Genomic DNA, 24,981 nt, shown 5'->3' with positions numbered 1-24,981 from the left:
GCGAAATCCATGCCTGCACACTTTGCAAGGAACCGCAATCACTTGGCCTGTGTGCCGGGCGGTTCGGACGACACAAGAGCAAGCTGCATATCAGGCCGCTGCGGCCTTTAATCGGACCTGCGCAGAGCGGCCTACAGGTCCGCCGACAGCTTGGCCTACTGAGCGCGGATTTTCGCGGCTAGTGCGCAAAGCATCAGGGGTATAACCTTGGGGCATAGGGGGCGCGCAGAATGATCAAATTACAGCACATCGAAATGCTTTTGGCGATACAGGACTGCGGCAGCATTCGTGCGGCGGCCAAGGCCATGGGCCGGACCCAGCCGGCATTGACCAAAGCGCTGCGGCAGGCCGAGGCCGATTTGGGCGCGGTGATTTTCCAACGCGGGCCGTCGGGGGTGGCTGTCACGGAACTGGGCGCGCCGGTGCTGAAACGGGCGACCGTCATTCAGGCGGAACTGCGCAAATTGCAGGAAGAGGTTGACCAGATCAGCGGCATTTCCGGCGGGCGGATCAATGTCACGGTCTCGCCGCTCGGCGCGATCCGCTTTGTGCCCGAGGCGGTCAAACGGTTTCGGCGGCGCTATCCCGACACCCATCTTCAGATCAGCGGCGGGCATGAGCCGATGGCCTTTGCCCCGCTGCGCGATGGCAAAACCGATGTGGTGATCGGGCCGGCCCCGTCGGGCAACAACGCCCTCGGGCTGCGCAGCGAACCGCTTACGATGACCTCAATTGTCATCGCCACCGGGGCCACGTCGCGGTGGCTGGCCGCGCGCAGCCTGCGCGACCTTGAGGGGGCCGAGTGGATCATGATCGGCGCACGCGGCCGTCAGCCGCTGTCGCAGCAAGCGTTCCTTGATCTGGGCATCCCGCCGCCGCGCGCGGTGGTGCATTCGGATTCGATGTTCAGCGTGCTGGCGATGATTCAAGACAGCGATTACCTCTGCACCTTTCCCGGCCAGGTGATGACGGAATTCCAGCGCCATTGGCGCATCGCAACCGTGCCCGTGGCCGAAACGGTGGGCCCGGCGCAGATCGCTGTCACCACCGCATCAGACCGGCCACTCACGCCCGCCACGCGCTATTTCTGCGATTGTGTGCTGCATTTGGGGGACTGACGCAGGCGCAATCGCCCTATGCCCGAAAGTTATCGGTATGATAACATAGGTTCTATCCTCGCGGCGTGCGCGTACAGTACCCTGTCGGTGGAGAGGCAGCCTTTGGCTGTCGGGAGAGACGACCATTGGGGGGGACGAGATGAACATTCTGTTCGTCATGTATGACCAGTTGCGCTTTGATTATCTAAGCTGCGCGGGCCATCCACATCTGCACACGCCAAATTTCGACCGGGTCGCGGCGCGCGGTGTGCGGTTTACCAACGCCTATGTGCAATCGCCGGTCTGTGGTCCGTCGCGGATGAGCTTTTACACTGGGCGCTATGCGGCGTCACATGGGGCGCAGTGGAACGGCTATCCGCTGCGGGTGGGTGAAGTGACCTTGGGCGATCACCTGCGCGAGGCGGGGATGGACTGTGTGCTGCTGGGCAAAACCCACATGAAGGCCGATGCCAAGGGGATGAAGCGCCTCGGGCTGACCACCGACACCGTTATTGGCGCGCGTCAGGCCGAATGCGGGTTCGACCCATGGACCCGCGATGACGGCCTTTGGGGCGAAGGCCCGGACGGGTTTTATGACGCCAAGCGCTCGCCTTATAACGCCTATCTGGCTGCGCGCGGCTATGACGGCACCAACCCCTGGGCCGATTACGCCAATGCCGGGGTCGAGGACGGCGCGATGGCGTCGGGCTGGATGTTCGACAACGCCGACAAACCCGCAAACATCCGCGAAGAGGACAGCGAAACGCCCTGGCTCACCCGCGAAACCATGGCGTTTATCGATCAGGCCAAGAGCGATTGGTGCGCGCACGTCTCGTTTATCAAGCCGCATTGGCCTTATATCGTTCCCGCCCCCTATCACGACATGTACAGCGCCGCCGACATCAAACCACCGGTGCGCGACACCGCCGAACTGGACGATCCGCACCCGGTGCTGAACGCCTACCACTCCATCCGCGTGTCGCGCGCGTTTCAGCAGGATGCGGTGCGCGAAAAGGTGATCCCGGCCTATATGGGGCTGATCAAGCAATGCGATGACCAGCTTGGCGCGTTGCTCGATCATCTCGAAGCGACGGGCAAGATGGACAACACGATGATCGTACTGACCTCGGACCACGGGGATTATCTGGGCGATCATTGGCTCGGCGAAAAGGACTTCTTTCACGACGCCAGCGTCAAGATCCCGATGATCATTTGCGATCCGCGTGCCGAGGCCGACGCCACCCGTGGCACCACCTGCGACGCATTGGTCGAGGCCATCGATCTGGCCCCCACCTTTGTCGAGGCGGCGGGCGGCACGGTGGCCGATCACATCCTTGAGGGCCGGTCATTGATGCCGTGGCTTCGGGGTGAGGCGCCCGAGGATTGGCGCGACTATGTGATCAGCGAATACGATTATTCGGTGACGCCACGCGCCGAGGCGCTGGGGGTGTCTGTGCGCGATGCGCGGATGTTCATGGTGTTCGACGGGCGCTGGAAGCTGATCCACTTTGAGGGCGGATTTCGCCCGATGCTGTTTGATCTGGCCAATGATCCCGAGGAACTGAGCGATCTGGGGGCGGTGCCTGCGCATAAGGGCGAGGTTGACCGTCTGTATGGCAGCCTCATGCAATGGAGCCTGCGCATGTCGCAGCGGGTGACACTGTCGGACGACGATATTCGCGGCATGCGCGGACGCTCTGCGCGGCGCGGCATCCTGCCGTTTATGGTGGATGGCAGCGAAGTGCCTGCCGAACTGACCGAGAAATATCGCGGTCCCGCGCGGCAAAACTACACCAACGAAAGCGCAGTCGGGGAGACGGTCCATGACGGGTGAAACCACAGAGCACCTGAGCGACGCCGCCGCCGGACGGCTGTTTGACAGACGCATCGGCGACATCGTTGCGGTGATTTTCGTCGCGGTGATCGTGCTTTACGCGGCCTCCGGCCCGCTTAGCGAGCTGGTGCGCTGGTTCATCGAAACCACGACCCCTGCGTTTGACGAGATGAGCCGCCGCGACCAGCGGGTGTTTTTGCGCGAACATTGGCTTGGCTCGGCCTATCGCAGCTTTGAGCAATCCTTTCTGCTGCCCACCGGCCTGATCATTGGCCTGCCAATTGTCCTGAGCTTTTGCATCACGCTGTTAACCTTGCACCGGGGCGACGGCATGCGTTGGGTGAACTGGGCGATGACCGCGTTGGCGGTTCTGGCCTACAGCAGCTGGATCGTGGTGATCTTTGCCAGCGACGCGGGTGTTTTGCCCTCGGCAAGCCCATGGGACTATGTGATGTTTCCGCTGGCCACGGCGATCACGCTCTACCTGACATGGCGGCTGTTTGGCGGCTTTATCGTTGGCTTCTGCCTGTTCTGGGTGATCTATTTCTTCGTCAAAGGATACCTGCCCGACTGGACCGGCATCCTTGCGGGGTCTGAGGCCACCTTTAGCCAGAACCTGCGCCAAATGGTGCTTCAGTTCTGGGCACAGACCGGCGGCATGTTTGGCCAGCCGATCCAGGTGGTGACGGGCAACGTGCTGATCTTTATCGTCTTTGGCGCGGTTCTCATGGCCTCGGGGGCGGGCGACCTCTTGATGAAGATCGCCAACCGGCTGACCGGCGGATTGACTGGCGGCGCGGCACATGCGGCGGTGGCCTCATCGGCGCTGTTTGGCACGCTGTCGGGCGCGGCGATTTCCAACGTGGTGTCGACCGGGGTGATGACGATCCCGGTGATCCGCAAATCCGGCTTCAAACCGGCCTTTGCCGGGGCGGTTGAAGCGGCGGCCTCGACCGGTGGACAGATCATGCCGCCGGTGATGGGCGTGGTGGCGTTTTTCGTCGCCGGGCAGATCGGGCTGGAGTACCGCTACATCGTGGTTGCCGCGATCCTTCCGGCGATTTTCTACTACCTCGGCACCTTTCTTGCGGTGTATTTCGAGGCGCGCAAATGCGGCATTGGCGCGTTGCCGGAGGCAGAGCGCCCCAAGTTGACCGGCGCGGACTGGGTGCAATCTCTGGTCTTTGTGATCCCGCTTGGCACGCTGTCCTACTTTCTATTTGCACAGCCGTCGGTGCCCAAGGCCGGGTTCTATGGGCTGGTGGTGGCGATGGCTTCGGCTGCGGTGCTGTTTCGCGAATTCCGCTCGGGGGCGCGGATCTGGCGCGCCTTGGTCGATGCCGGGCGCATGGCGGGAACCATTGTGGTGATCGTGACGGCCATCGGGTTGATCGTCGGGCTGATCCAGACTTCGGGCTTTTCGGGGCGTTTGTCCTTGCTGTTGGCGCAGGTGGCGGATGGGCCACTGCCAATCGTGCTGATCGTGGTGGCGCTGGGCTCTATCGTGCTGGGCATGGGGCTGCCGCCGGGGGCGACCTACTTTATCATCGTCATCGCGCTTAGCTCGGGGATTGATACGGTGGGCATCGCGCCGCTGACGCTGCACCTGTTTGTGGTGGTCTTTGCGATGATGTCGACGGTGACGCCGCCGGTGGCGCTTGCGGCTTTTGCCGCCGCGCCGATTGCCGGGGCCGATCCGATCAAGACCGGGTTCGAGGCGGCCAAGATCGCACTCGCTGGTTTCCTGATCCCCTTCGTCTTTGTCTATCATCCGGCGGTGCTTTACAAATTGCAGGTGCTGTTTGAGTGGTTCGGCGAAGACCCGGTCAGCTCGAGCGCGATGATCGACATCACCACCGTGACCTGGTTCGATTTCTTCTGGATCATCGGGGCTTTCACCCTGGCGATGTGGTTGATTGCATCTGCGCTCGCAGGGTTTGACCGCACCCGGCTTACAGGGGTCGAACGGGTCACACGCGTTGCATTGGGAGGTGCAACGCTGCTGCCGCAACTGGCCTTTGCGGCCCCGGCTGCCGCGCTTGGGCTTGCTGTGATCATCGGTGGTCCGCTGCTGGCGCGCAAAGCCGCATTGGCCAAGGTACAACACTAAAAAACAACGACATAATCGGAGGAGACACCATGAAGACCACGACTTTTGCAGCCGCCGCGCTGATGCTTGCGGGCGGGATTGCGAGCGCTGAAACGCTCAAGATGGCAACGATTGAACCGAGCCTTGGGCAAGCTGTCACCATGGCGACCTTTGCCAATGTGGTGAACGGCCATCTTGACGGGATCGAGATCGAAGTCGCCGGGGGCGGTGCCGCCACCCTGCACCAGATCGAAACGGCGCGCGGCAATCTTGACATGTATATGGCGTCACCGACGATTTATAATTTCATGTCGACCGGCAAAGCGATGTACGCCAAAGAGGCCGACGCCGCCGCGTTGTCAGAGAACGTGGCGCTGCTGATGTGGTTCCCTTACGGCCAGTATCACTACGCTGTGCGCGGCAACAGCGACATCGAACTCCTCGATGATATCGAGGGCGCAACCGTCTTTCTTGGGCCAGCGGGCGGCGGTGCGTTCAATGCCGCCAAAGGCTGGATCGAGGCGACAACCGGGCTGGTCGCGGGCGAAGATTATGAGGCGATCACGGCGAACTGGGCCACCGGTTTCCAATCCTTCCTCGATGGCAAGATCGACATGTATGTGAACGGCTGCCTTGATCCGTGCCAGCAGTTCATCCAGTTCACCGAGACCGAAAGCCTGCGCTTTATTGGCCCCGAGGATCACAGCGGCGAGGCGGTCACCAAGTATCTTGGCAACTTCCGCTACCTCGCCGAGGTGCCTGCGGGTCTTTATGGCAATCAGGTCAACGAGAGCGCGGTGATGTCGAATGACACCGCCGTTGGCATCGGGGTGCGCGCCGGTCTGGACGAGGAAACCGTCTATCAGGTGACCAAAGCGTTCTGGGACAATATCGACACGATTTCGACAGATGCGCCCTGGGCTAAGGCGCTTAACCTTGAGTTCGCGGTGCAATCTTTGGCTGACATGCCGCTGCATCCCGGCGCAGAGCGGTATTACCGCGAAGTTGGCGCATTGAAGTAACCCATATGGCCCCGGCGCGCGCGTGCTCCGGGGCCGTATCTCTTTGGGCAAAGCACATTGCTTGGCGACAGCGGCCATCGGGCACTCGGCCAAAACTGGCCGACAGGACCGCTGCATAAGTCGGGAACGGATCGAATTTCATCGGCCGCGCCTGAGGTAGTCCTTGACCTTGCGGGCGGCGGCGGAAACAAAGGCCGGACGCCGCGAGTATGCCCCAAGGAGGGACCTATGAAGTTCCGTTTTCCCATCGTCATCATCGATGAAGACTTCCGATCCGAAAACACCTCTGGTTTTGGCATCCGCGCCTTGGCCGACGCCATCGAAAGCGAAGGCTTCGAGGTGCTTGGCGCCACCAGCTATGGCGACCTGTCGCAATTCGCCCAACAACAAAGCCGCGCCTCGGCCTTTGTTCTGTCCATCGACGACGAGGAATTCAGCCCCGGTCCCGATCTTGATCCCGCGGTGGTGAACCTGCGCAAATTCATCGAGGAAGTGCGTTGGAAAAACGCCGACGTGCCGATCTATATCTATGGCGAGACCAAGACCTCGCGCCACCTTCCAAACGACATCCTGCGCGAGCTGCACGGCTTTATCCACATGTTCGAGGATACGCCGGAGTTTGTCGCCCGCCACATCATCCGCGAAGCCAAAAGCTATCTGGAATTCATCCAACCGCCGTTTTTCAAAGCGCTGCTGGATTACGCCGAGGACGGCTCTTATTCCTGGCATTGTCCGGGGCATTCGGGCGGCGTTGCCTTCCTCAAATCGCCAATCGGCCAGATGTACCACCAGTTCTACGGCGAAAACATGCTGCGCGCCGATGTGTGCAACGCGGTCGAAGAGCTCGGCCAGTTGCTTGATCACAACGGGGCCATTGGCGAGTCTGAAAAGAACGCCGCGCGGATCTTTAACGCCGATCACTGCTATTTCGTCACCAACGGCACCTCGACCAGCAACAAGATGGTCTGGCACCACACCGTGGCCCCCGGCGATGTTGTTGTGGTGGACCGCAATTGCCACAAGTCGATCCTGCACGCGATCATCATGACCGGCGCGATCCCGGTGTTCCTGAAACCCACGCGCAACCACTGGGGTATCATCGGCCCGATCCAACGCTCGGAGTTTGAACCCGAAACGATCAAGGCCAAGATCCGCGCCAATCCGCTGCTTGAAGGCTATGACGCCGAGGCGGTGAAACCCCGGGTCATGACCCTGACGCAATCAACTTACGATGGCGTGCTCTACAACACCGAAGAGATCAAAGGCCTGCTCGACGGCTATGTGGAGAACCTGCATTTCGATGAGGCGTGGCTGCCGCACGCGGCGTTCCATCCGTTTTATGGAAGCTATCATGCGATGGGCCGCAAGCGCGGGCGCACCAAACATTCGGTCACCTATGCGACGCAATCGGTGCACAAACTGCTCGCCGGGATCAGCCAGGCCAGCCATGTTCTGGTGCAAGACAGCGAAGAGACCAAGCTTGACCGGCACCTGTTCAACGAATCCTACCTGATGCACACCTCGACCAGCCCGCAATATTCGATCATCGCGTCTTGCGATGTGGCGGCGGCGATGATGGAGCCTCCGGGCGGCACCGCCTTGGTTGAGGAAAGCATTGTCGAGGCGTTGGAATTCCGCCGTGCGATGATGAAGGTCGACAAGGAATACGGCCCGGATGAGTGGTGGTTCCAGGTCTGGGGCCCCTCCGATTTCGACGACACCGAGGATGGCATGGGCCAGACCCGCGACTGGGTTCTGAAAAAGACCGACGCCGACGGCGTGCAACCCACCGGCGAAGACAGCTGGCATGATTTCGGTGATATGGCACCGGGGTTCAACATGCTTGACCCGATCAAGGCCACCATCATCACCCCCGGCCTGAACCTTGATGGCAGCTTTCACGCCACCGGCATCCCGGCCTCGATCGTGTCAAAATATCTGGCTGAACACGGCGTTGTGGTTGAAAAGACCGGGCTTTACAGCTTCTTTATCATGTTCACCATCGGCATCACCAAGGGCCGCTGGAACTCGCTTTTGGCGGCGTTGCAGCAGTTCAAGGATGACTTCGACAAGAACCAGCCACTGTGGCGGGTGATGCCAGAGTTCTGCGGCAAGCAGCAGCGCTATGAGCGGATGGGGCTGAAGGATCTGTGCCAGCACGTCCATACGCTGTATGCGAAATACGATGTGGCGCGGCTGTCGACCGAGATTTATCTGAGCGACCACATGCCGGCGATGACCCCGTCCGAGGCGTTCTCGCATATTGCGCGGCGCAAGACGGATCGGGTGGCGATTGACGATCTTGAGGGGCGGGTGACGACCAGTCTGGTCACGCCCTATCCCCCCGGCATCCCGCTTTTGATCCCGGGCGAGGTGTTTAACGCCAAGATCGTGGAATACCTGCGGTTCAACCGCGAATTCGCGCGCGAATGTCCGGGGTTTGAGACCGACATTCACGGGTTGGTGCGCGAAACCGGCGACTTCGGCGAAACCCACCACTTCGCCGATTGCGTGGCTCTGCCCGAGGCTTAGTCTATCCGGTCGTGATGGGGCAGGGTGGCTAAAACGTCACCCGCCCTATTTACCGGTCCGCGCGGGAAAATCTGCCGGGCCGGTGATGTCGAGGCTTGCAAGCTCATAGCCTTTGCGGAAGTCGTTCAGGTGCTTGATCATCCAGTCCTTGGCCTCCGCGCCATCGCCCCATTTTATCGCGTGCAGAATCTTTTCATGCGCGGTCAACAGTCGTTCACTGGCATTCAGGTTCGTCATTACAGTCTGGAAAGACGGGTAAAACAAGTCGCTGATTGGCAGTCTTAACGCCTGGATCACCCGATTGTTGGCCGCCAGCGCGATCAGTTCGTGAAACTCGATATCCAGCCGTACAAGCGCATCGGGGTCATTCATCGCCGCCTTGGTCCGGGCGAGATTGTCCTCAAGCGCCTTCACGTCGTCGGGATCACGCCGCTGTGCGGCCGCTTCGGCGGCCACCGGATCAAGCGCGCGGATTGCCTCCCAAATCTCCTCAAACGTCACGCCATTCATCACCAGCGGCGTCACCAACCGGCGTGACTGTTCCTCGGTGTTGGGGCGCGACACGAACAGTTTGCGCTTGCCCTCTTCACGATACAGCAGCCCTTGTTGCTCAAGCGCGCGGATGGCCTCGCGCACGGTCGACCGGTGAATGCCGTTCTCGCTGGCCAAGGCCGTTTCCGCCGGCATTCGCGCACCGGGCGGCAGCGCGCCTGAAAGGATCTGTTGCTGCAAGGCCCGGGCCAACTGGCGAAAAACCGGCAGGTCCGCCGCGGGATCGAGGTCTAATTTCATCGGATATCTCTTTGCGTCAATATCACCGGTCACTATACGATTTGACCGACGCAATGCGAGGGTATTTCCCGTATTCGGGGTTTGTGTCCGACACAAATTTGCCTGCCAGCGCGCCGCACGCACATTCGTCATCACCGATGCGCGGCATTTTCAGTCAGTCGATAGACATTGAAATATCATTGTTTACCATGCCTCCCCAGTTTACCGATCCGGATTAACAAAAGTGGGAGGGTGTCATGGACATCAATGGCAAAACAATTCTGGTCACGGGGGCAAATTCCGGGCTGGGCGCGGGTGTGGTGACCCGGTTGATCGCGGGTGGGGCCAATGTGGTGGGGCTCGATCTCAACACCGACAATGGCGACCGCTTTGGCGAGAATGCGCTCCTGGTGAAGGCCGATGTGACCGCGCCCACCGATGTGGCCGAGGCCGTCGCGACGGCCAAAAGCCGCTTTGGCGGGCTGCACGGGCTGGTCAATTGCGCTGGGATCGCGCCGGGGCAAAAGATCGTCGGACGCGACGGGCCGCATGATCTGGAGCTGTTTTCCAAGGCGGTTTCGATCAACCTGATCGGCACGTTCAACTGTATGCGGCTGGCCGCTGAGGCGATGGCCGAGGGCGAGGCCGGGCCGGACGGCGAGCGGGGCGTGATCGTCAACACCGCGTCGGTCGCGGCCTTTGACGGGCAAATCGGGCAGGCGGCTTATGCCGCTTCAAAAGGCGGTGTTGTCAGCCTTACCTTGCCCGCCGCCCGCGAATTGGCGCGCTCGGGCATTCGGGTGATGGCGGTGGCGCCGGGCATCTTTGAGACGCCAATGATGGCTGGCTTGCCGCAAGAGGTGCAAGACTCGCTTGGGGCCAAAGTGCCGTTCCCGCCGCGCCTTGGCAAGGCGTCGGAATTTGCCGATCTGGTGGCGGCGATCTTTGCCAATCCGATGCTGAATGGCGAGGTGATCCGGCTGGACGGGGCCCTGCGCATGACGGCGAAATAGGCGGCTGAGGCCTGTTCTCACCGTCAGCGCGGGGCGGCATTTGCGGGGAATGTGCGTGAAACCATGCCTCGGTTATTGTCCGACACTAAACCGCATGCTAGCGTCGCCCTATCAAAGACTGTCGCCGTGGAGGGGCTAGGGATGCTCGAGAACAAGATTGCACTGGTCACCGGGGCCTCTTCGGGCCTTGGGTATCAATTCGCGCTGACCTTGGCCGCGCAGGGGGCTGCTGTCGCGGTGGCCGCCCGCAGCGCTGACAAGCTGGCCAATCTGGTGGCCGAGATCGAAGGCCAGGGCGGGCGGGCGATGGCCTTTGCATTCGATGCCGCCGATCCTGCGGCCCCCGACGCCCTGATCGATGCGGTTGCCGCGCGTATGGGCGTGCCCGACATCCTGATCAACAACGCCGGGATCAGCCGACCCGCCCGCGCCCACAAGGCCACGCTCGATGATTTCGAGCAGACGATGGCGGTGAATGTGCGCGCGCCTTGGCGGCTGTCACAGCTTTGCGCCACACGCTGGATCGAGGCCGAGGCCCAAGGCTGCATCGTCAATATATCGTCGATCCTTTCGGCCCGCGTCGCCAAAGGCGTCTCGCTTTATACCATGTCCAAGGCGGCGATCCGGCATCTGACGGCGGGGCATGCGCTGGAGTGGGGCAGATACGGCATCCGGGTGAATGCGCTGTGCCCCGGCTACATCCGCACCCCGATCAACGACGCGTTTTGGGAGACTGATCAAGGCAAGGCCGAGCTGGCGAGGCTGCCGCGTGCAAGGGTGGGTGAGCCTAAAGACCTCGACAGCGCGCTGTTGTTCCTGGTCGATCCGCGCAGTCATTTCGTCAATGGCGAGGCGCTGACAGTGGACGATGCGCAGAGCTGGGCGATCTGATGACAGACCCGCGCAAACCCGGCGCGTTGGCCGGCATTCGCATCGTCTCGATGGCCGAGCAATATCCCGGCCCGTTTTGCACGCTGACGCTGTCGGATATGGGGGCGGATGTGATCCAGGTGGAGCGGCCCGGCGGCGATCCCGCGCGCTTTTTACCATCGTTTTATGAGGCACTGAACCGCAACAAACGCGCGGTGGCGCTGGATGCGCGCATCCCCGAGCAGAAGGCGGAATTGCTCGATCTGATTGCCAAGGCCGACGTGTTTATCGAGGGCTTTCGGCCGGGCAAACTCGCCAAGCTGGGGCTGGGCTATGATGATCTGAAGGCGCTTAATCCGCGGCTGGTCTATGCCTCGGTGTCCGGCTATGGCCAGACCGGCCCGTACAGGATGCGCCCGGCGCATGACCTTGGCTTTCAGGGTCATGCCGGTGCGCTGGACGAGCGGATCAGTGGCGCGGTAACGGGCCTGCCGCCGGCCGTCTTGCTTGGCGATACGATGTCGGCGCTTTATGCGGCGGTGGGCATACTTTCGGCGCTGGTGGCGCGCGACCGGACCGGGCAGGGCACCCATATCGACATCGCGATGAGCGAGGCGGTGGCGGCGTTGCAAACCTCTTTCGTTGCGGCGGACGCCGCCGAAGAGGCCACCCTGCCACAGCGCGATCCAGGTTATGATCTCTACGAAACCGCCGATGGCCGTTGGCTGACCACCTCGATTGCGCATGAGAACGCCTATTGGGATCAGCTGTGCCGCGATGTCGGGGTCGCGGAGGGCATTGGCCTGAACCGGACCGACCGGGTGGCGCGGCGCGAAGAGCTGGTGGGCAAGATCGCGGCCCGCATCCGACAACAGCCCTTTGCACATTGGCACGCGTTGTTCGAAGCCTCGGGCCAGATGTGGGCCCCCGCGCTGCGGCGGTCCGAACTGGCGGCGGATCCGCAGTTTCACGCGCGCGGGCTGTTTGCCGAAACCACCCGCGCCGATGGCACGCCCCAGCAGGTGATGCGCCAGCCGATCAAATTCTCCGCTTACGACAATGCCCCGCTGCGCCCCGCGCCAAAGCTGGGTCAACACACCGGCGAAACCTTTGACTGAGGTCCACGCGCCGGTGCCACAGCGGCCTAGCTGGTCTTCATGATCCGCCGTGAGATCGCCCATTTGTGCACCTCGGAGGGGCCGTCATAAATCCGAAACGCGCGGGTCTCGCGGAAGATCTGCTGCACCACGGTATCGCCGGTCACGCCCATGCCGCCGAGCACCTGCACACAGCGGTCTGCGACGCGAAACAGCGCCTCGGACACCGCCGTTTTGACCATCGAGCTTTCGTGCCGCCCGTGTTCGCCCTTGTCGAGCAGGGCGCAGGCCCACCAGATCATCAGGCGGCTCTGCTGCAACTCCATCTCATTCTCGGCCAGCATCGCGCCGACCTCGCCATGCCGCCCGATGGGCTGGCCAAAGGCCTCGCGTTTGCGGGCATAGTCGAGCGCGATCCGCTGCGCCCGAACGGCCCCGCCAAGCCAGCGCATGCAATGGGTCAAACGGGCGGGCGCCAGCCGCACCTGCACATAACGAAAGCCTTGGCCAACCTCGCCCAAAACGTTTGCCGCCGGGATGCGCAGATCGCTGAACGTCACCTCCCAATGGCCATTGGTGAACGAGCTGTCGAGCGTGTCAATCTCGCGGGTCAACGCGATCCCCGGCGTATCCATATCCGAGATCAGCATCGTTGGGCCGCCGGGCCTGTCGCCGTCGGGTTCGACGTCACAAAAGATGATGGTAAAGCCCGCGCCCTTGGCCCCGGTGATCAGCCATTTGACCCCATTCACCACAAAATCATCGCCGTCATAGCGCGCCTTGGTTTTCATTCCCGAGGGGTCGGCCCCGGCGCCCCAAGGCTCGGTCATTGCAAAACAAGAGCGGAACGCGCCGGCGGCAAACGGCTTGAGCCAGCGGTCCTTTTGCGCCTCGGTCGCCACCTTGTCGAGCAGGTTCATGTTGCCCTCATCGGGCGCGGCGCAGTGCATCGCAATCGGGCCAAGCGGCGACAATCCGCAGGCCTCAAAGGCAATCGCCATGCTGACGTGATCCAGCCCCAAACCGCCCCATTGCGTGGGCACATGCGGCGCAAACAGCCCAGCGTCGCGCGCCAAGTCATTGAGTTCGATGCGCAAATCCTCGGTCGGGCCGTGGGACGTGTTGCGCGGGTCTTTCTCATAGGGCGCGATCTGCTCCATGACAAAGGTCTCGATCCGGGCGCGCAGCGCGTCCTGTTCGGGGGTCGGGTCAAAGGCAATCATTGGCTGTCCTTGTCAAAAATGGCGGCCCGCCGCGACATCCGTGCCAAAGCGCAAAAGGCCAAGGGCAAGGGCATCGAAGCGGGCGAATTCGGGGTCATCGGTGCCGCCGGTTTCGTAGCGGCGGAACAGCTGTTGAAAGATCACCGCAAGGCGCAGTGTCGCGAGCACGCGGTAGAAGGTGAAGCCCTGCAAATCGCGCCCGCTGACCTGTGCATAAAGCGCGGCTGCCGCATCGCGGGTGGGAAACCCGTGGGTGGCGGTGGGCATTTGGCGCAGTTGGTGCATCGCCTCGGGGTCCGCCGTCTCGGTCCAGTAACTGAGCAGCACGGCAAGGTCGTAAAGCGGATCGCCAAGCGTGCCCATATCCCAGTCGATCAGGGTGCGCGGCGCGAGCGTGTCGGGATCAAGAATGAGGTTGTCGAGCTTGAAATCGTTGTGAATTAGGGTGGTGGGCGTCGCCCCGGTCGGTAGGTGGTTTTCGAGCCAGTCCAGTAGCGTGATAAGGTCGGCTGGTGTCGAGGGCGCCCAGCTTAGGTGGGCGCGTTTCGACCAGCCGCGCAGGGTGCGCGCCACAAAGCCTTCGGGGCGGCCAAGGTCGCCCAGACCGCAGGCGTTAAAGTCGACGGCGTGCAGCTCGGCCAGCACGTCAACGATCCGTGTGCCGAGACATGCGCCAATCGGGGCGGGGCCTGCCCATTTGGCGCTAGTGTCCGACGGTATCTCATCGCTGATCACAAGGCCGGGCCGATATTCCATGATGAAAAACGGCGCGCCGATGATCGCGGTGTCGTCGCAGAACAGGTCCGCTTTCGGCACCAGCGGCAAGGCCCCGTGCAGATGCGAGAGGATGCGAAATTCGCGCCCCATATCGTTGGCCCCCGGCGGCACCGGACCCAGCGGCGGCCGCCTGAGAACGACCAAACGGCCATCTACCCGGAGCAGGAAGTTCATGTTGCCAAAGCCCGCCGCGAACCGTTGCGGCGCGGTGTCTGTGTCCAGCACATGCCCGCGACTGGCCAGATACGCGTAGAGGTGGCCCCAGTTCAGGCCGGGCAGGTCCGCGCTGGAAGACGCGTCATCTGTGCGGGTCATCGACGCTCCCCTCGATTTATTGTCCGACACTAATAGGTATAATTGCGCCGGTTTGGAAAAGCAATTCATTCCAGGCCGTCACTGCGCCGGCGCACCGATCCGTGTCGCGCCGCCTAGGCCTTTGTGTCGGGAAATTCGATTGGCCCGCCGTGTTTTTCCCACGTCGAGAAGCCTTCCTTAAGGTGCGCGGCGTCGAAGCCCATGTCCTGCAAGGTGGCCGTGGTGATCGCCGACCGCCAGCCCGAGGCGCAGTGGAACACAAAGGTCTTGTCCTGCCCGAAAATCTCTTTGAAATAGGGGCTGTCGGGATCAACCCAGAACTCTATCATCCCGCGCGGCGCGTGAAAGCTTCCGGGGATATAGCCGCTGCGCTGGCGTTCGCGCACGTCGCGGATATCGACCACCACGACATCAGGATCATCGAGCATGGCAATCAGGTCGGCGGTCTCGATCTCTTTTATGCGGGCGCGCGCGGATTGAACCATCTGGGATGCGGATATCTTGAGCGGCGTCATGCGGTCTTTCCCTTTGATATATATAATTAATTTTACAAATATTGACACGTCTCGCGGCGGCGTGCAAGCTTCGCGAAAACCCGTCGTGCCAGCCCAAATCGGAGACCTGAGATGACCGCATCTGACGCCATTTCGCTCTGGGATGCTTCGGCGCTTGAGTCTGATTACACCGCGCCGCTGGATGCAGAGGGGGTAGTGGATGTTGCCATCGTCGGGGCCGGGTTCACCGGACTTTCAACCGCCCTGCATTGCGCGCAACGAGGGCTTTCGGCGCATGTGATCGAGGCCGAGCAGATTGGCTATGGCGGATCGGGGCGCAGTGTTGGGTTGGTGAACGCGGCGCTCTGGATCCCGCCGCAAGAGGTGCGCGAAAAGCTGGGCGAGACCTATGGACCGCGCTTTATCAAGACCTTCGGCAAGGGGCCGGAGCTGGTGTTTTCGCTGATCGAACAGCACCAGATCCGCTGTGAAGTGACCCGGACCGGCACGATCCATGCGGCCCACGGGCCGAGCGGCTTGGCCAATCTCAAGGGCCGTCACGCGGAATGGCAGCGTCTGGGCGAGCCGGTGGACCTTCTTAACCGCGACGAGGTGTCTGAGCTGATCGGCACCACGCATTTCCACGGTGGCCTTGTGGATCGCCGCTGCGGCACGATCAATCCGATGAGCTATTGTCGCGGTCTGGCGCGCGCCGCTTTGGCGGCAGGTGCCAAGATCAGCACCGGCGCGCGCGTCACCCGGCTTTTGCGCGCGGGCGATGTGTGGAAAGTCGAGACCGAGAAAGGCACGTTGACGGCCAAGGCTGTGGTGCTTGGCACGAATGCGTATACCGATGATCTTTGGCCAGATCTTAACCGCACCTTTACCAAGATCAATTATTTCCAACTTGCAACAACACCGCTTGGGCCCGAGGCCAGCTATATCCTGCCGGGCCGTCAGGGGCTTTGGGACACGGGCCGGGTTATGTTTGACCTGCGCCGCGACGCGTCTGACCGGCTGCTGATCGGCTCGATGGGCACGGTGGTTGGCACCAAGGACAGCGGGCTATCGCATCGCTGGGCGCAAAAGCAGATTGCGCGCCTCTTTCCAGCCCTCGGCCCGGTGGTGTTTGAGGAGGCCTGGACCGGCCAGATCGCAAAGACGCCAGACCATCTGCCGCGCATTCACCAACTGGCGCAGAACTTGTTTACGCCGATCGGTTATAACGGTCGCGGCATCACCACCGGCACGATTTTCGGCGCGGCGATGGCGGAGCTGTTAACCGGGATGGACCCGGCCGACCTGCCCCTGCCGATGACGAATCCTGCGACGGTACCGAGCGCGCCGCTGATGTCGCGGTTGTATCAGTCGACCTTTACCGCCAGTCAATTCCTCAAGGCGATCTGATCCATGAGCGTTCCCAAGAACCGCGCCGGCGTTGATGTCGGCGCCATCTTCACCGATGTTGCGCGGGGCCATGCCGGCGTTCTGGCGACCAGTAAGGTGCGGACCAAAAACACCCTGCCCGAGCAGGCCGCTCTGGGCGGAAACATAAGCGCGGGGGCTGTGGCTGCGCATGCCCGGCGACCACGATCCCGTGCGTGTGGGCCAAGACCTGCGCGCCGGGCGGATCACGCCGCAACTGGCGAAACAAAATTACGGACTTGAAGGATAAAACCATGACACAGAAACCACTTGCACTGATCACCGGCGCAGCCCAGGGCATCGGGTATGCCTGCGCCGAAGCGCTGTCTGAGGATGGCTATGACGTCATCCTGTCGGACATCAATGCCGAAGGTGTGGCCGCCGCGGGCGCAAAACTTGGCGCACAGGCCGCGATTGTCTGCGACATGGGCGACGCCGCCGCAATCGAGGCGATGTTTGCCCAGGTCGCAACAGATCATGGCCCGCTGAGCGCGCTGGTCAACAACGCGGGCGTTGCCCTGCCGGGCGATTTCCTGACCTATGATCTGCAAAGCTTTGACCGGGTGATCGACATCAATCTGCGCGGTGTTTTCATCGCCACCCAACTGGCGGCGCGTGTGATGGTGGAACACAAGATCGAAGGTGCGATTGTGAATATGTCGTCGATCAACGCCCAAGTCGCGATCCCGGCGATCCCGGCCTACTGCGCCTCAAAGGGCGGCGTGATGCAGCTGACGAAAGTGGCGGCGCTGGCGCTGGCCAAGCACAACATCCGGGTCAATGCGGTCGGCCCCGGCTCGATCGATACCGAGATGATGGCGGGCGTGAACGCCAATCCCGAAGCCTTTAAAACCGCCATGTCCCGCACGCCGCTGGGCCGTGCCGGCGATGCGCGCGAGATTGGCGATGTGGTGGCATTTCTCTGCTCGAAAAAGGCCAGCTATATCACCGGCGAAACGATTTATGCCGATGGCGGCCGGTTGGGGCTGAATTACACCTGCTGAGGGTGGGCGCGGGTTGGCCGAAGTCGGACTGGCGTGAAAATCGGCAGGGGCACTCCCGGTGCCACTGTCGAAGATGCAACTGACACGACAGTGAAATTTGTATCCGTTTGCATCGTTGACCTTCCCGTTCTGGAAGCCGGTAACGATCATCCGACAGATCACTTGGGACAGAAAAGAACGATGGACATGGACACCAAAAAGGCCGGGCAGACCGGATCAGACAAGCTCATGAAGTACGGCATGTGGGCCTGCTGCGCGGTGATGCTGTTGCCGGTCGGGGCCTATTTCGTGGCAGGTGGGGCCTTGGACGGGGCCGGGGGCCTCGCGACGTTTGCGCCGTTGGCCCTGTGCGTTGGGGCGCATTTGGTCATGCACCGGTTCATGGGTAAATCCTGCCACGGCAAGGCAAAAGAGGAGCCGGGCAACAGCAAAGCGCTGGACGCGCGGCCCATTGCGACACCCGCCGCCGAGTAGAGCGAACGCACCGCAGAGTTGAGGCCGGCAATTGGGGCAGTTGCCGGCCGAAATGCGTGGGGTTAACCGATTTGCCTGCAACGCGCCGCGCCCGGCAGGACAAACATCAGTGGCGCGGCTTGTCCCGGGAGCGCCGGAACAGGCCGCAGCGCTGATCAGGCAGTTGTGGGGTACAGCACGACACGCGTGTCCATCGGGACCCGGTCGTACAAATCTATCATCTGATCGTTCACCAGCCGCGCACAGCCGTTGGACACTCTGAGGCCCAAGGTCGATGGATCATGCGTGCCGTGGACCCGCAAAAACGTGTCGCCGCGACCGGGCTGGAACAGGTAGAGCGCGCGCGATCCAAGTGGATTGTTAAGGCCGCCGGGCATCCCATCGGCCCATTTCGAGTACTTCTCAGGTTCTCGGCGCAGCATGCCGGGGGTCGGCGTCCAGCTTGGCCATTCCTTCTTGGCCCCGATGTAAAATTCGCCTTCCTCGTACAGGCCCGGTCGCCCAATCCCGACAACATAACGCATCGCGGTGTTGCCCGGTAACGTCCAGTACAGCGCAAATTCCTGCGGAATCACGTGAATTTCATAGGGTGCCAGCCCCATCGACGTCTTGACCAAACGCGGCAGATGCTCTGGCGGCAGGTTGTAAACCGGCAATTTCTTGGGCGGATGAGCCGCGACCATTGTTCCGGTCCCAAGTGCGGCGGCGGTGAGCGCACCACTTACAAACTGTCGTCTCCTCATAGGATTTCCTTCTTTTTCTTCTGCGTGTTCCGGCCTCACAGATCGGGTCGTCCGCCTGCATGGCTTTTCCAAACACGGGCTCGGCGCAGGTTGTTCCATCACAAGATTGGCGCCTTGCCGCCGCGCGGGCCCCGGCGAGGGAATTTAAGGCAACAGCATAAAGTGATTTGCGTCAAAAACCGCTGCGCGCCGGGCGAAATGGCTCTGGGTTAACGAAATATTCATGTCGTTTCGGCAGCTTGGCATGACATCGGCGGGGAACTGCGCAGGTTTAAGCCGATTTACAAATTGATACATCACATCGCGCCGCAAGGGTGCTAAGTCGGGGGGCAGACGAACACAGTTAGGCATAACGCATATGACATATCCGAAATGGTCACGCCGTCAGGTTCTGGCCTCAGCGACGGCAACATTGGCGATGCCTTCTCTTGCTTTGGCGCAGGTTGAAAGCGGACCAACACGGCGGAATATTTCCTCCTTTAGCCTGCATGACTGGCGCGATCACTTTGATGCGCTCGGTGAAGGGATCATTGTGTCCGACACCAACACCAAAGTTCTGCAACATTGGACCTCGAACGGCGAAATGCGGGTCTATCCGACCTCGGTGCCCCTGACAGACGAGCTCACGCGGCGCGGCTATACCAAGGTGATCGAAAAGCGCGAAAACCCGACATGGCGCCCCACTCCGTCGATGCTGGAACGCAATCCGGAATGGCCGGCGGTTGTTCCGGGTGGCGATCCGCTGAATCCGCTGGGCACGCGCGCGCTGTACCTGTCGTGGACCTATTACCGGATCCACGGCACACAGGACACGCGCAAGATCGGCCGGAAGTCTTCGAATGGCTGCATCGGGCTGTACAACCGCCAGATCGAAGAGGTCTATGAGCGTACGCCGGTCGGCACCCAGGTCAAACTGATCTAGGCACAGCTCCTGCTGATCCGGCAACGGGCTGGGCCTATTGGTCCGGGCCTGTATGATATTCTGTGCAACAGGGCGATCCGACATGGAAAAAGACATGCTGGCACCGTCTAATACGCGCCGCCCGTTGATGTCTGGCGCGACGGGTTTTGGAGGTGGCGAACCCTTGATTGGCGCGATGTCACGCGCGCAGGCGCGGGCCGTATCGTCCAAAACGCCGCTCATCGCCCGGGCGTGAAGATATGCGGGATGTGAGAGATGTGAGCTCAGCCCTGACCCGCCGTGACGTGCTGGCCGGGTTGGCCGCGCTTTGCGTTCCGGGGGCGGTTGCGGCTGCGCGGCAGTCCGTGGTTCTGCGCCCCTCTGCGATTGTGGCGCGGGTTGCGGGGTTTGATCTAACCCTTCTGGGCTTCAATGGGCAGGTTCCTGGCCCCGAAATTCGGACCCGCCAAGGCGACCAGATTGATATCCGGCTAGAGAACGGACTGGACGATGGCGCGCTTGTGCATTGGCACGGGTTGCGGGTGCCAAACCAGATGGACGGGGTCAACGTGCTCACGCAGGATGTAGTGGTGCCCGGTCAATCACACGACTATCGCTTTGCGCTGCCGGATGCCGGAACCTATTGGTATCACTCGCATTACCTGTCGTATGATCAAGTCAGCCGCGGTCTGTTCGGGGCCTTCGTTGTGGAGGAGACAACCCCGCCGGACGTTGATCATGACATCACCGCGCAACTGTTCGACATGATGATCGACGGCGAGGGCGGCTTCGACGACACGTTTGACCCTGCGCAGTTCGCCACCGCCGGGAAAATCGGCAATGTCGCCACCGCCATTCTGTCACGCAGCACAGTGCGCCGGGGCGACAGGCTGCGCCTGCGGTGCATCAATCCCTCGATCGACAGAATCTACGATTTGAGCCTGTCGGGCCTTGCCGGAGCCATTGTCGCGCACGATGGGATGCCGCTGGCCAAGCCAAGACCGCTGTCGGTGATCACTCTGGCCCCCGGCCAGCGCTGCGATGTGATTGCGGATGTCACCGGGCCGATCTCGCTCACCGATGTTTACGACGGCGGCGATGTTTTGTTGGGCGAAATCGCGGCGGAGGGCGCGCGGGAGCCGAGCCAGAGCGCAATTCCGACCTTGCCGCCAAATGCGATGCCTGTGCCGGACCGCGATGCGACCCCGGTTGAACTGGTGATGCAAGGCGGCGCTGGCGGCGACGCGCATGGTGGGTTTGGCACCTGGGCGCTGAACGATGTGTCGGGCCTGCCGGGGCAACCGCTGGTCGATGTGCGCCGCGGTGCCACCGTCCGGATCACCCTGCGCAACCAGACTGCGTTTGCGCATGTGATGCATCTGCACGGGCACCATTTTTACGAAGTTGATGCTTCTGGCACACTCGGCGATTATCGCGATTCGACGCTGGTCGGGGCGTGGGGGGCGCGCGATATTCTGTGTGTGCTCGACAACCCCGGCGCTTGGATGTTGCACTGCCACATGCTGAGCCATCAGACCGACGGCATGGCGACTTGGGTTCGGGTGAGTTAAGCTACCCCGTGCGGCACCCCGGCCCGGTTTTGCAGACCTGCTCAGGCCGCCGGATCGTGGGCGTGGCGCAGCTTGTCCCAATCGAATTCCACGCCAATACCGGGGGTCATGGGGGCCACGGCGCGATGATCTTCGATCAGTAGCGGGCGGTGGGTATAAGCGTCGATCGGGAAGCTGTGCACCTCAAGCCAACCGCCGTGCGGCTGCGCCGATACGAGGCTGACGTGCAGCTCTTGCATGCCGTGGCTGCACACCGGAATGTCAGCTTTTCGCGCCATATCAGCAACTTGCAACCAGCCGGTGATGCCACGGCAGTTCGAGGCATCAGGCTGGATAAAGGCGAGCTTGGACCGCTCAAAAGCATGGCGAAATTCCGGTTCCGTATGCAGGTTTTCGCCCATCGCCAGCGGGCAACCGGTGGCCTCGGCAATCTGGCCATAGCCGGCGTAATTGTCAGGCTCGATCGGCTCCTCGAACCATAGAATGTCAAACTCCATAAACCCGCGCGCGGCCTCGATCGCCTGATCCACGGACATCGCATAATTGGCGTCGACCATGAATTTCACATCTGGCCCGATCAGATCGCGCACGGCGCGGGCACGCGCAAGGTCTTCGGCAAGGTCGGGTTTGCCCACCTTGATTTTCACCCCGTCAAACCCCTGATCAAGATAGCCCTGAACGCTGGCCAGCAGCTTGTCCTGCGAATAGTTAAGATCGATCCCGCCACGGTAGGCGTGGCACCGATCAGACGTGCCGCCCAAAACCTGCCACAGCGGCTGCCCCAGCGCGCGGCATTTCGCATCCCACAGCGCAATGTCGATGGCGGCGATGGCAAAACTGTCGATGCCGCCGCGCCCGATGTAGTGGATATGCTTGCCCATTTCGGCGTTCAGCGCGGCAATATCATTGGCCTCGCGCCCCTTAAGCCAGCCTGCGAAATCGTGTTCGATCATGGCAAGGATCGCATGCCCACCCTTGCCGCCGGTATAGGTATACCCGGTGCCCGAAACCCCATTGTCGAGGTGCACCGTGGCGATCACCAGCTCGAAATGCGTGTGGTCGCCATGCATGGCGTCACTGAGCACCTCGGCAAGCGGCAAGGTGAACAATTCGGCGGTGACGGCTTCAATCTTAGGCATAAAGGGCTCCTCCAACAAATTTGGTAATACCAAATTTCACGTATATCCGTCAACTTCTGAACGAAGGCGCTGTTATCACAATTTTAGTAAGGCCATATTGCCACCTTGATAGGCCCATCGCCGCGTGAGATAAAAATTCATGGATGACGACCAATCAGCCTCGGCAGACCCCGCAACCGGTCCGCGCGAAAGCGCGGTAAGCCGGGTCGTTGCCGCCCTCGAAGCCCAGATTTTCTCGGGCGCATTAAAGGATGGCGACTCCCTGCCGGCTGAGCGCAGCATCGTCGAAACCATGGGCGTCAGCCGTCCTGTGGCGCGCGAGGCGATCAAGATTCTCGGCGGCAAGGGCCTGTTGGACATCCAGCCGCGCCACCGCCCTGTTGTGCGCAAACCCGGTGCGGATACGGTGATGGACGTGCTTGGCGGGCTGGTCGGGCACCTGACGGGGCGCCCCGGTGGCGTCCGCCAGATTTTCGATGTGCGCATTTTTGTCGAGGCCGGGTTGGTACGGCAGGCGGCGGTCTCGGCGGACAAGGGCGATATCGCGCGTCTGCGTGCGGCGCTTGAGGCAAACCGCGACAGTATCGACGATTCGCTGCGGTTTTATCAGACGGACAATGCCTTTCACGCTGTGCTCTATTCCTTTGCCGGAAACCCGATTTTCCCGGCCATCCATCATGCGTTCCACGACTGGCTCGACAGTCGCTGGCGCCAGATGCCGCGCCTGCCCGAACGCAATCGCAAGAACTATGAGGCGCATGCCGCCATCGTTGAGGCGATCCTAGACCGTGATCCCGACCGCGCCGAACAGGCGCTGCGCGATCACCTTGAATCCGCCTGGGCGCAGGTGCGCGACACGTTCGACGATCTTTAATCCCGGCCAATCTCAGCACACCTTAGCGTGTGAGCTTGACCACTTTCGACAGCCGTTTCGCGGCATCGGCAAGGTGCTCTTTCATCCCCTGATAGGCGGCTTCGGCGTCCTGCGCTTCAATCGCCTGCGCAATCGCACGGTGCAGGGGCACCGATTCCCGGTTCATCCGCTCCTCGGGGTTCGTCAGCCGGATTGACAGCATCAGCCCGGCAAAGATCGCGTTTTCAAGCGCTTCGAGGTAGCGATTGTTGGTCGAGCGCAGCACAGCGATGTGAAAGCGGGCATCGGCGAGCACGTATTCGCTGTTCTCGCTGGTATGCGCCTCCATCTGATCGACCGCGTCCAGGATCGCCTTAAGCTGCGCGTCGCTGCGCCGTTTGGCGGCGTAATAGGCGGCATCGGGTTCGATGGATTGGCGCAGTTCCATCAGGCTGATCAGCCGCTCGTCCTCGATGGTCAAAGATTGGTGCCACATCAGAACATCGCGGTCGAGCATCTGCCAATTGCCCACGTTCTGCACCCGCGTGCCGATCCTTTGGCGGACCTCAAGCAGCCCTTTGGCCACCAGCATCTTGACCGCCTCGCGCACCGCGGTGCGGCTAACGCCGAACTCATCGCACAGCGCGTTTTCGTCGGGTAAGAGTTGGCCGGGCACAAGCTGTCCATCAAGAATACGCTCGCCAAGCTTGCGCGAGATTTGGCCAGAGAGCGAGCGGGAGAGGGTGTTGGACGTCGGGTGCAAGACGTCTTGGTCTGAAGCGGGCACGGCGGAATCTCCTGTCTTTACAGTAAACATAATACCTTTGCGGCGGAAAGCAACGGCCCGACCTTTTGGGGGCCGGGGACATGCGGTCAAATTAATGTATTGATATTATGTTTGATGGTATAGTAGGAATATCGGTAAAAGAGGAGATTACCGATGTTATCGCAAGATCAAGTTGCCGAGGCCGCGCGCGCGCTGTTTCAGGCAGAGCAGACCCGCGTGCAGGCCAACCGCCTGTCGGCCACCTATCCGCAAATCGAGATTGAGGATTCCTATGCCATCAGCCGTGCTGTGGCCGCGACGCGCGCCAAAAATGGCGACCGGCTGATTGGCCACAAGGTCGGGCTGACCTCCAAGGCGATGCAGGCGGCGTCAAAGATTGACGAGCCGGACTATGGCCACGTCTTTGCCAGCATGTTGATCCAAGACGATGCGACGGTGGTCCACGCGGATTACTGCGTGCCGCGCGTCGAACCTGAGCTGACCTTTATCCTGAAGTCGCCGTTGCAGGGCCCCGGTCTGACGCTTGACGATGTGCTGGCCGCGACCGAATTTGTGGTGCCCTCGATCGAGATCATCGACGCGCGGGTGACGGAGCCGCGGCGCATCTTTGACACCGTGGCCGACAATGGCGCGGCGGCCGGGCTGGTGCTCGGGGCCAAACGGTTCCGCCCTGACGAGATTGACTTGCGCTGGGCTGGCGCATTGTTCCGCCGCAACGGCGAGATCGAAGAGACCGGCATCGCCGCGGGCGTCATGGATCATCCGGCCAATGCCGTGGCCTGGCTGGGCAACAAACTGGCGGCCTATGGCGGCGGGCTAGAGGCGGGGCACATGGTGCTTTCGGGCTCTTTCACCCGCCCGGTCTGGGCCGCCCCCGGTGACCGGCTCGAGGCCGATTTCGGCCCGCTCGGCACTGTTTCCCTTAGCTTTTCTTGACATTTCAGGAGCCT

Annotated in this window: 23 protein-coding genes; 16 read left to right on the top strand and 7 right to left on the bottom strand. The window is 61.7% G+C overall.

Going from position 1 to position 24,981, the window contains the following annotated elements; all coding sequences use genetic code 11:
• Positions 1 to 230 precede the first annotated feature (230 nt).
• From ACW9UO_RS18255 to ACW9UO_RS18235, 5 genes are all read left to right on the top strand, one after another.
• A complete protein-coding gene (locus ACW9UO_RS18255) occupies positions 231 to 1,118 on the top strand; it encodes a LysR family transcriptional regulator (protein WP_457088753.1) in 888 nt (295 codons plus the stop codon).
• A gap of 139 nt (positions 1,119 to 1,257) precedes the next feature.
• A complete protein-coding gene (locus ACW9UO_RS18250; protein ID WP_457088752.1) occupies positions 1,258 to 2,931 on the top strand; it encodes an alkaline phosphatase family protein in 1,674 nt (557 codons plus the stop codon).
• On the top strand, positions 2,921 to 5,041 hold the full coding sequence (locus ACW9UO_RS18245; RefSeq protein ID WP_457088751.1) for a TRAP transporter permease: 2,121 nt from the start codon (positions 2,921 to 2,923) through the stop codon (positions 5,039 to 5,041). The genes ACW9UO_RS18250 and ACW9UO_RS18245 overlap by 11 nt, the downstream gene beginning before the upstream one ends.
• Positions 5,042 to 5,070: 29 nt before the next feature.
• Complete coding sequence (locus ACW9UO_RS18240; protein WP_457088750.1) at positions 5,071 to 6,042, top strand: TAXI family TRAP transporter solute-binding subunit; 972 nt, start codon at positions 5,071 to 5,073, stop codon at positions 6,040 to 6,042.
• A gap of 228 nt (positions 6,043 to 6,270) precedes the next feature.
• The gene (locus tag ACW9UO_RS18235) at positions 6,271 to 8,574 is read left to right on the top strand and encodes an Orn/Lys/Arg family decarboxylase (RefSeq protein ID WP_457088749.1); all 2,304 of its coding nucleotides are present in this window, start codon (positions 6,271 to 6,273) and stop codon (positions 8,572 to 8,574) included.
• 45 nt (positions 8,575 to 8,619) lie between these two features.
• Here ACW9UO_RS18235 and ACW9UO_RS18230 read toward each other — a convergent pair whose 3' ends face one another.
• On the bottom strand, positions 8,620 to 9,366 hold the full coding sequence (locus ACW9UO_RS18230) for a FadR/GntR family transcriptional regulator (RefSeq protein WP_457088748.1): 747 nt from the start codon (positions 9,364 to 9,366) through the stop codon (positions 8,620 to 8,622).
• Positions 9,367 to 9,602: 236 nt separating this feature from the next.
• On the opposite strand from ACW9UO_RS18230, the gene ACW9UO_RS18225 reads away from it, so the two are divergent.
• From ACW9UO_RS18225 to ACW9UO_RS18215, 3 genes are all read left to right on the top strand, one after another.
• A complete protein-coding gene (locus ACW9UO_RS18225; protein ID WP_457088747.1) occupies positions 9,603 to 10,358 on the top strand; it encodes an SDR family NAD(P)-dependent oxidoreductase in 756 nt (251 codons plus the stop codon).
• A 141-nt stretch (positions 10,359 to 10,499) separates the two neighbouring features.
• Positions 10,500 to 11,249 (top strand): SDR family oxidoreductase, encoded by a 750-nt coding sequence (locus tag ACW9UO_RS18220; protein ID WP_457088746.1) that lies wholly within the window; start codon positions 10,500 to 10,502, stop codon positions 11,247 to 11,249.
• Complete coding sequence (locus tag ACW9UO_RS18215) at positions 11,249 to 12,346, top strand: CaiB/BaiF CoA transferase family protein (protein ID WP_457088745.1); 1,098 nt, start codon at positions 11,249 to 11,251, stop codon at positions 12,344 to 12,346. The genes ACW9UO_RS18220 and ACW9UO_RS18215 overlap by 1 nt, the downstream gene beginning before the upstream one ends.
• 26 nt (positions 12,347 to 12,372) lie before the next feature.
• Here ACW9UO_RS18215 and ACW9UO_RS18210 read toward each other — a convergent pair whose 3' ends face one another.
• The 3 genes from ACW9UO_RS18210 to ACW9UO_RS18200 all read right to left on the bottom strand — a co-directional run bounded on the left by ACW9UO_RS18210 (position 12,373) and on the right by ACW9UO_RS18200 (position 15,155).
• Positions 12,373 to 13,548, bottom strand: a complete 1,176-nt coding sequence (locus ACW9UO_RS18210) for an acyl-CoA dehydrogenase family protein (RefSeq protein WP_457088744.1) — start codon at positions 13,546 to 13,548, stop codon at positions 12,373 to 12,375.
• A gap of 12 nt (positions 13,549 to 13,560) precedes the next feature.
• Entirely contained in the window at positions 13,561 to 14,640 is a 1,080-nt protein-coding gene (locus ACW9UO_RS18205; RefSeq protein WP_457088743.1) for a phosphotransferase family protein, read from the bottom strand.
• A 113-nt stretch (positions 14,641 to 14,753) separates the two neighbouring features.
• Positions 14,754 to 15,155 (bottom strand): rhodanese-like domain-containing protein, encoded by a 402-nt coding sequence (locus tag ACW9UO_RS18200; protein WP_457088742.1) that lies wholly within the window; start codon positions 15,153 to 15,155, stop codon positions 14,754 to 14,756.
• Between the two features lie 111 nt (positions 15,156 to 15,266).
• On the opposite strand from ACW9UO_RS18200, the gene ACW9UO_RS18195 reads away from it, so the two are divergent.
• From ACW9UO_RS18195 to ACW9UO_RS18185, 3 genes are all read left to right on the top strand, one after another.
• Positions 15,267 to 16,541, top strand: coding sequence for an NAD(P)/FAD-dependent oxidoreductase (locus tag ACW9UO_RS18195; RefSeq protein ID WP_457088741.1), 1,275 nt, complete (start codon positions 15,267 to 15,269; stop codon positions 16,539 to 16,541).
• Positions 16,542 to 16,813: 272 nt separating this feature from the next.
• Positions 16,814 to 17,563 (top strand): SDR family NAD(P)-dependent oxidoreductase, encoded by a 750-nt coding sequence (locus ACW9UO_RS18190; protein ID WP_457088740.1) that lies wholly within the window; start codon positions 16,814 to 16,816, stop codon positions 17,561 to 17,563.
• A gap of 186 nt (positions 17,564 to 17,749) precedes the next feature.
• Positions 17,750 to 18,037: a DUF2933 domain-containing protein gene (locus ACW9UO_RS18185; RefSeq protein WP_457088739.1), complete on the top strand. Its 288-nt coding sequence runs from the start codon at positions 17,750 to 17,752 to the stop codon at positions 18,035 to 18,037.
• A 155-nt stretch (positions 18,038 to 18,192) separates the two neighbouring features.
• Here ACW9UO_RS18185 and ACW9UO_RS18180 read toward each other — a convergent pair whose 3' ends face one another.
• On the bottom strand, positions 18,193 to 18,780 hold the full coding sequence (locus ACW9UO_RS18180) for a L,D-transpeptidase (RefSeq protein ID WP_457088738.1): 588 nt from the start codon (positions 18,778 to 18,780) through the stop codon (positions 18,193 to 18,195).
• Positions 18,781 to 19,138: 358 nt separating this feature from the next.
• Here ACW9UO_RS18180 and ACW9UO_RS18175 point away from each other — a divergent pair, with 358 nt between their 5' ends.
• From ACW9UO_RS18175 to ACW9UO_RS18165, 3 genes are all read left to right on the top strand, one after another.
• Positions 19,139 to 19,702 (top strand): L,D-transpeptidase, encoded by a 564-nt coding sequence (locus ACW9UO_RS18175; RefSeq protein WP_457088737.1) that lies wholly within the window; start codon positions 19,139 to 19,141, stop codon positions 19,700 to 19,702.
• An 82-nt stretch (positions 19,703 to 19,784) separates the two neighbouring features.
• Positions 19,785 to 19,937: a hypothetical protein gene (locus tag ACW9UO_RS18170; protein WP_457088736.1), complete on the top strand. Its 153-nt coding sequence runs from the start codon at positions 19,785 to 19,787 to the stop codon at positions 19,935 to 19,937.
• 4 nt (positions 19,938 to 19,941) lie between these two features.
• Positions 19,942 to 21,252 carry a multicopper oxidase family protein gene (locus ACW9UO_RS18165; RefSeq protein WP_457088735.1) on the top strand — a complete coding sequence of 437 codons (1,311 nt, stop codon included), beginning with the start codon at positions 19,942 to 19,944 and terminating at the stop codon, positions 21,250 to 21,252.
• A gap of 41 nt (positions 21,253 to 21,293) precedes the next feature.
• Here ACW9UO_RS18165 and ACW9UO_RS18160 read toward each other — a convergent pair whose 3' ends face one another.
• Complete coding sequence (locus ACW9UO_RS18160; protein WP_457088734.1) at positions 21,294 to 22,391, bottom strand: mandelate racemase/muconate lactonizing enzyme family protein; 1,098 nt, start codon at positions 22,389 to 22,391, stop codon at positions 21,294 to 21,296.
• Between the two features lie 139 nt (positions 22,392 to 22,530).
• Here ACW9UO_RS18160 and ACW9UO_RS18155 point away from each other — a divergent pair, with 139 nt between their 5' ends.
• Positions 22,531 to 23,265: an FCD domain-containing protein gene (locus tag ACW9UO_RS18155; protein WP_457088733.1), complete on the top strand. Its 735-nt coding sequence runs from the start codon at positions 22,531 to 22,533 to the stop codon at positions 23,263 to 23,265.
• A gap of 22 nt (positions 23,266 to 23,287) precedes the next feature.
• Here ACW9UO_RS18155 and ACW9UO_RS18150 read toward each other — a convergent pair whose 3' ends face one another.
• Positions 23,288 to 24,031 carry a FadR/GntR family transcriptional regulator gene (locus ACW9UO_RS18150; protein WP_457088732.1) on the bottom strand — a complete coding sequence of 248 codons (744 nt, stop codon included), beginning with the start codon at positions 24,029 to 24,031 and terminating at the stop codon, positions 23,288 to 23,290.
• A gap of 153 nt (positions 24,032 to 24,184) precedes the next feature.
• On the opposite strand from ACW9UO_RS18150, the gene ACW9UO_RS18145 reads away from it, so the two are divergent.
• Positions 24,185 to 24,967, top strand: a complete 783-nt coding sequence (locus ACW9UO_RS18145) for a fumarylacetoacetate hydrolase family protein (protein ID WP_457088731.1) — start codon at positions 24,185 to 24,187, stop codon at positions 24,965 to 24,967.
• The last annotated feature ends 14 nt before the right edge of the window (positions 24,968 to 24,981 follow it).

The sequence above is a fragment of the Marinovum sedimenti genome (assembly GCF_054052205.1).
The sequence above is the reverse complement of the archived record's forward strand: the minus strand, read 5'-3'. Positions and strand labels throughout refer to the sequence as shown.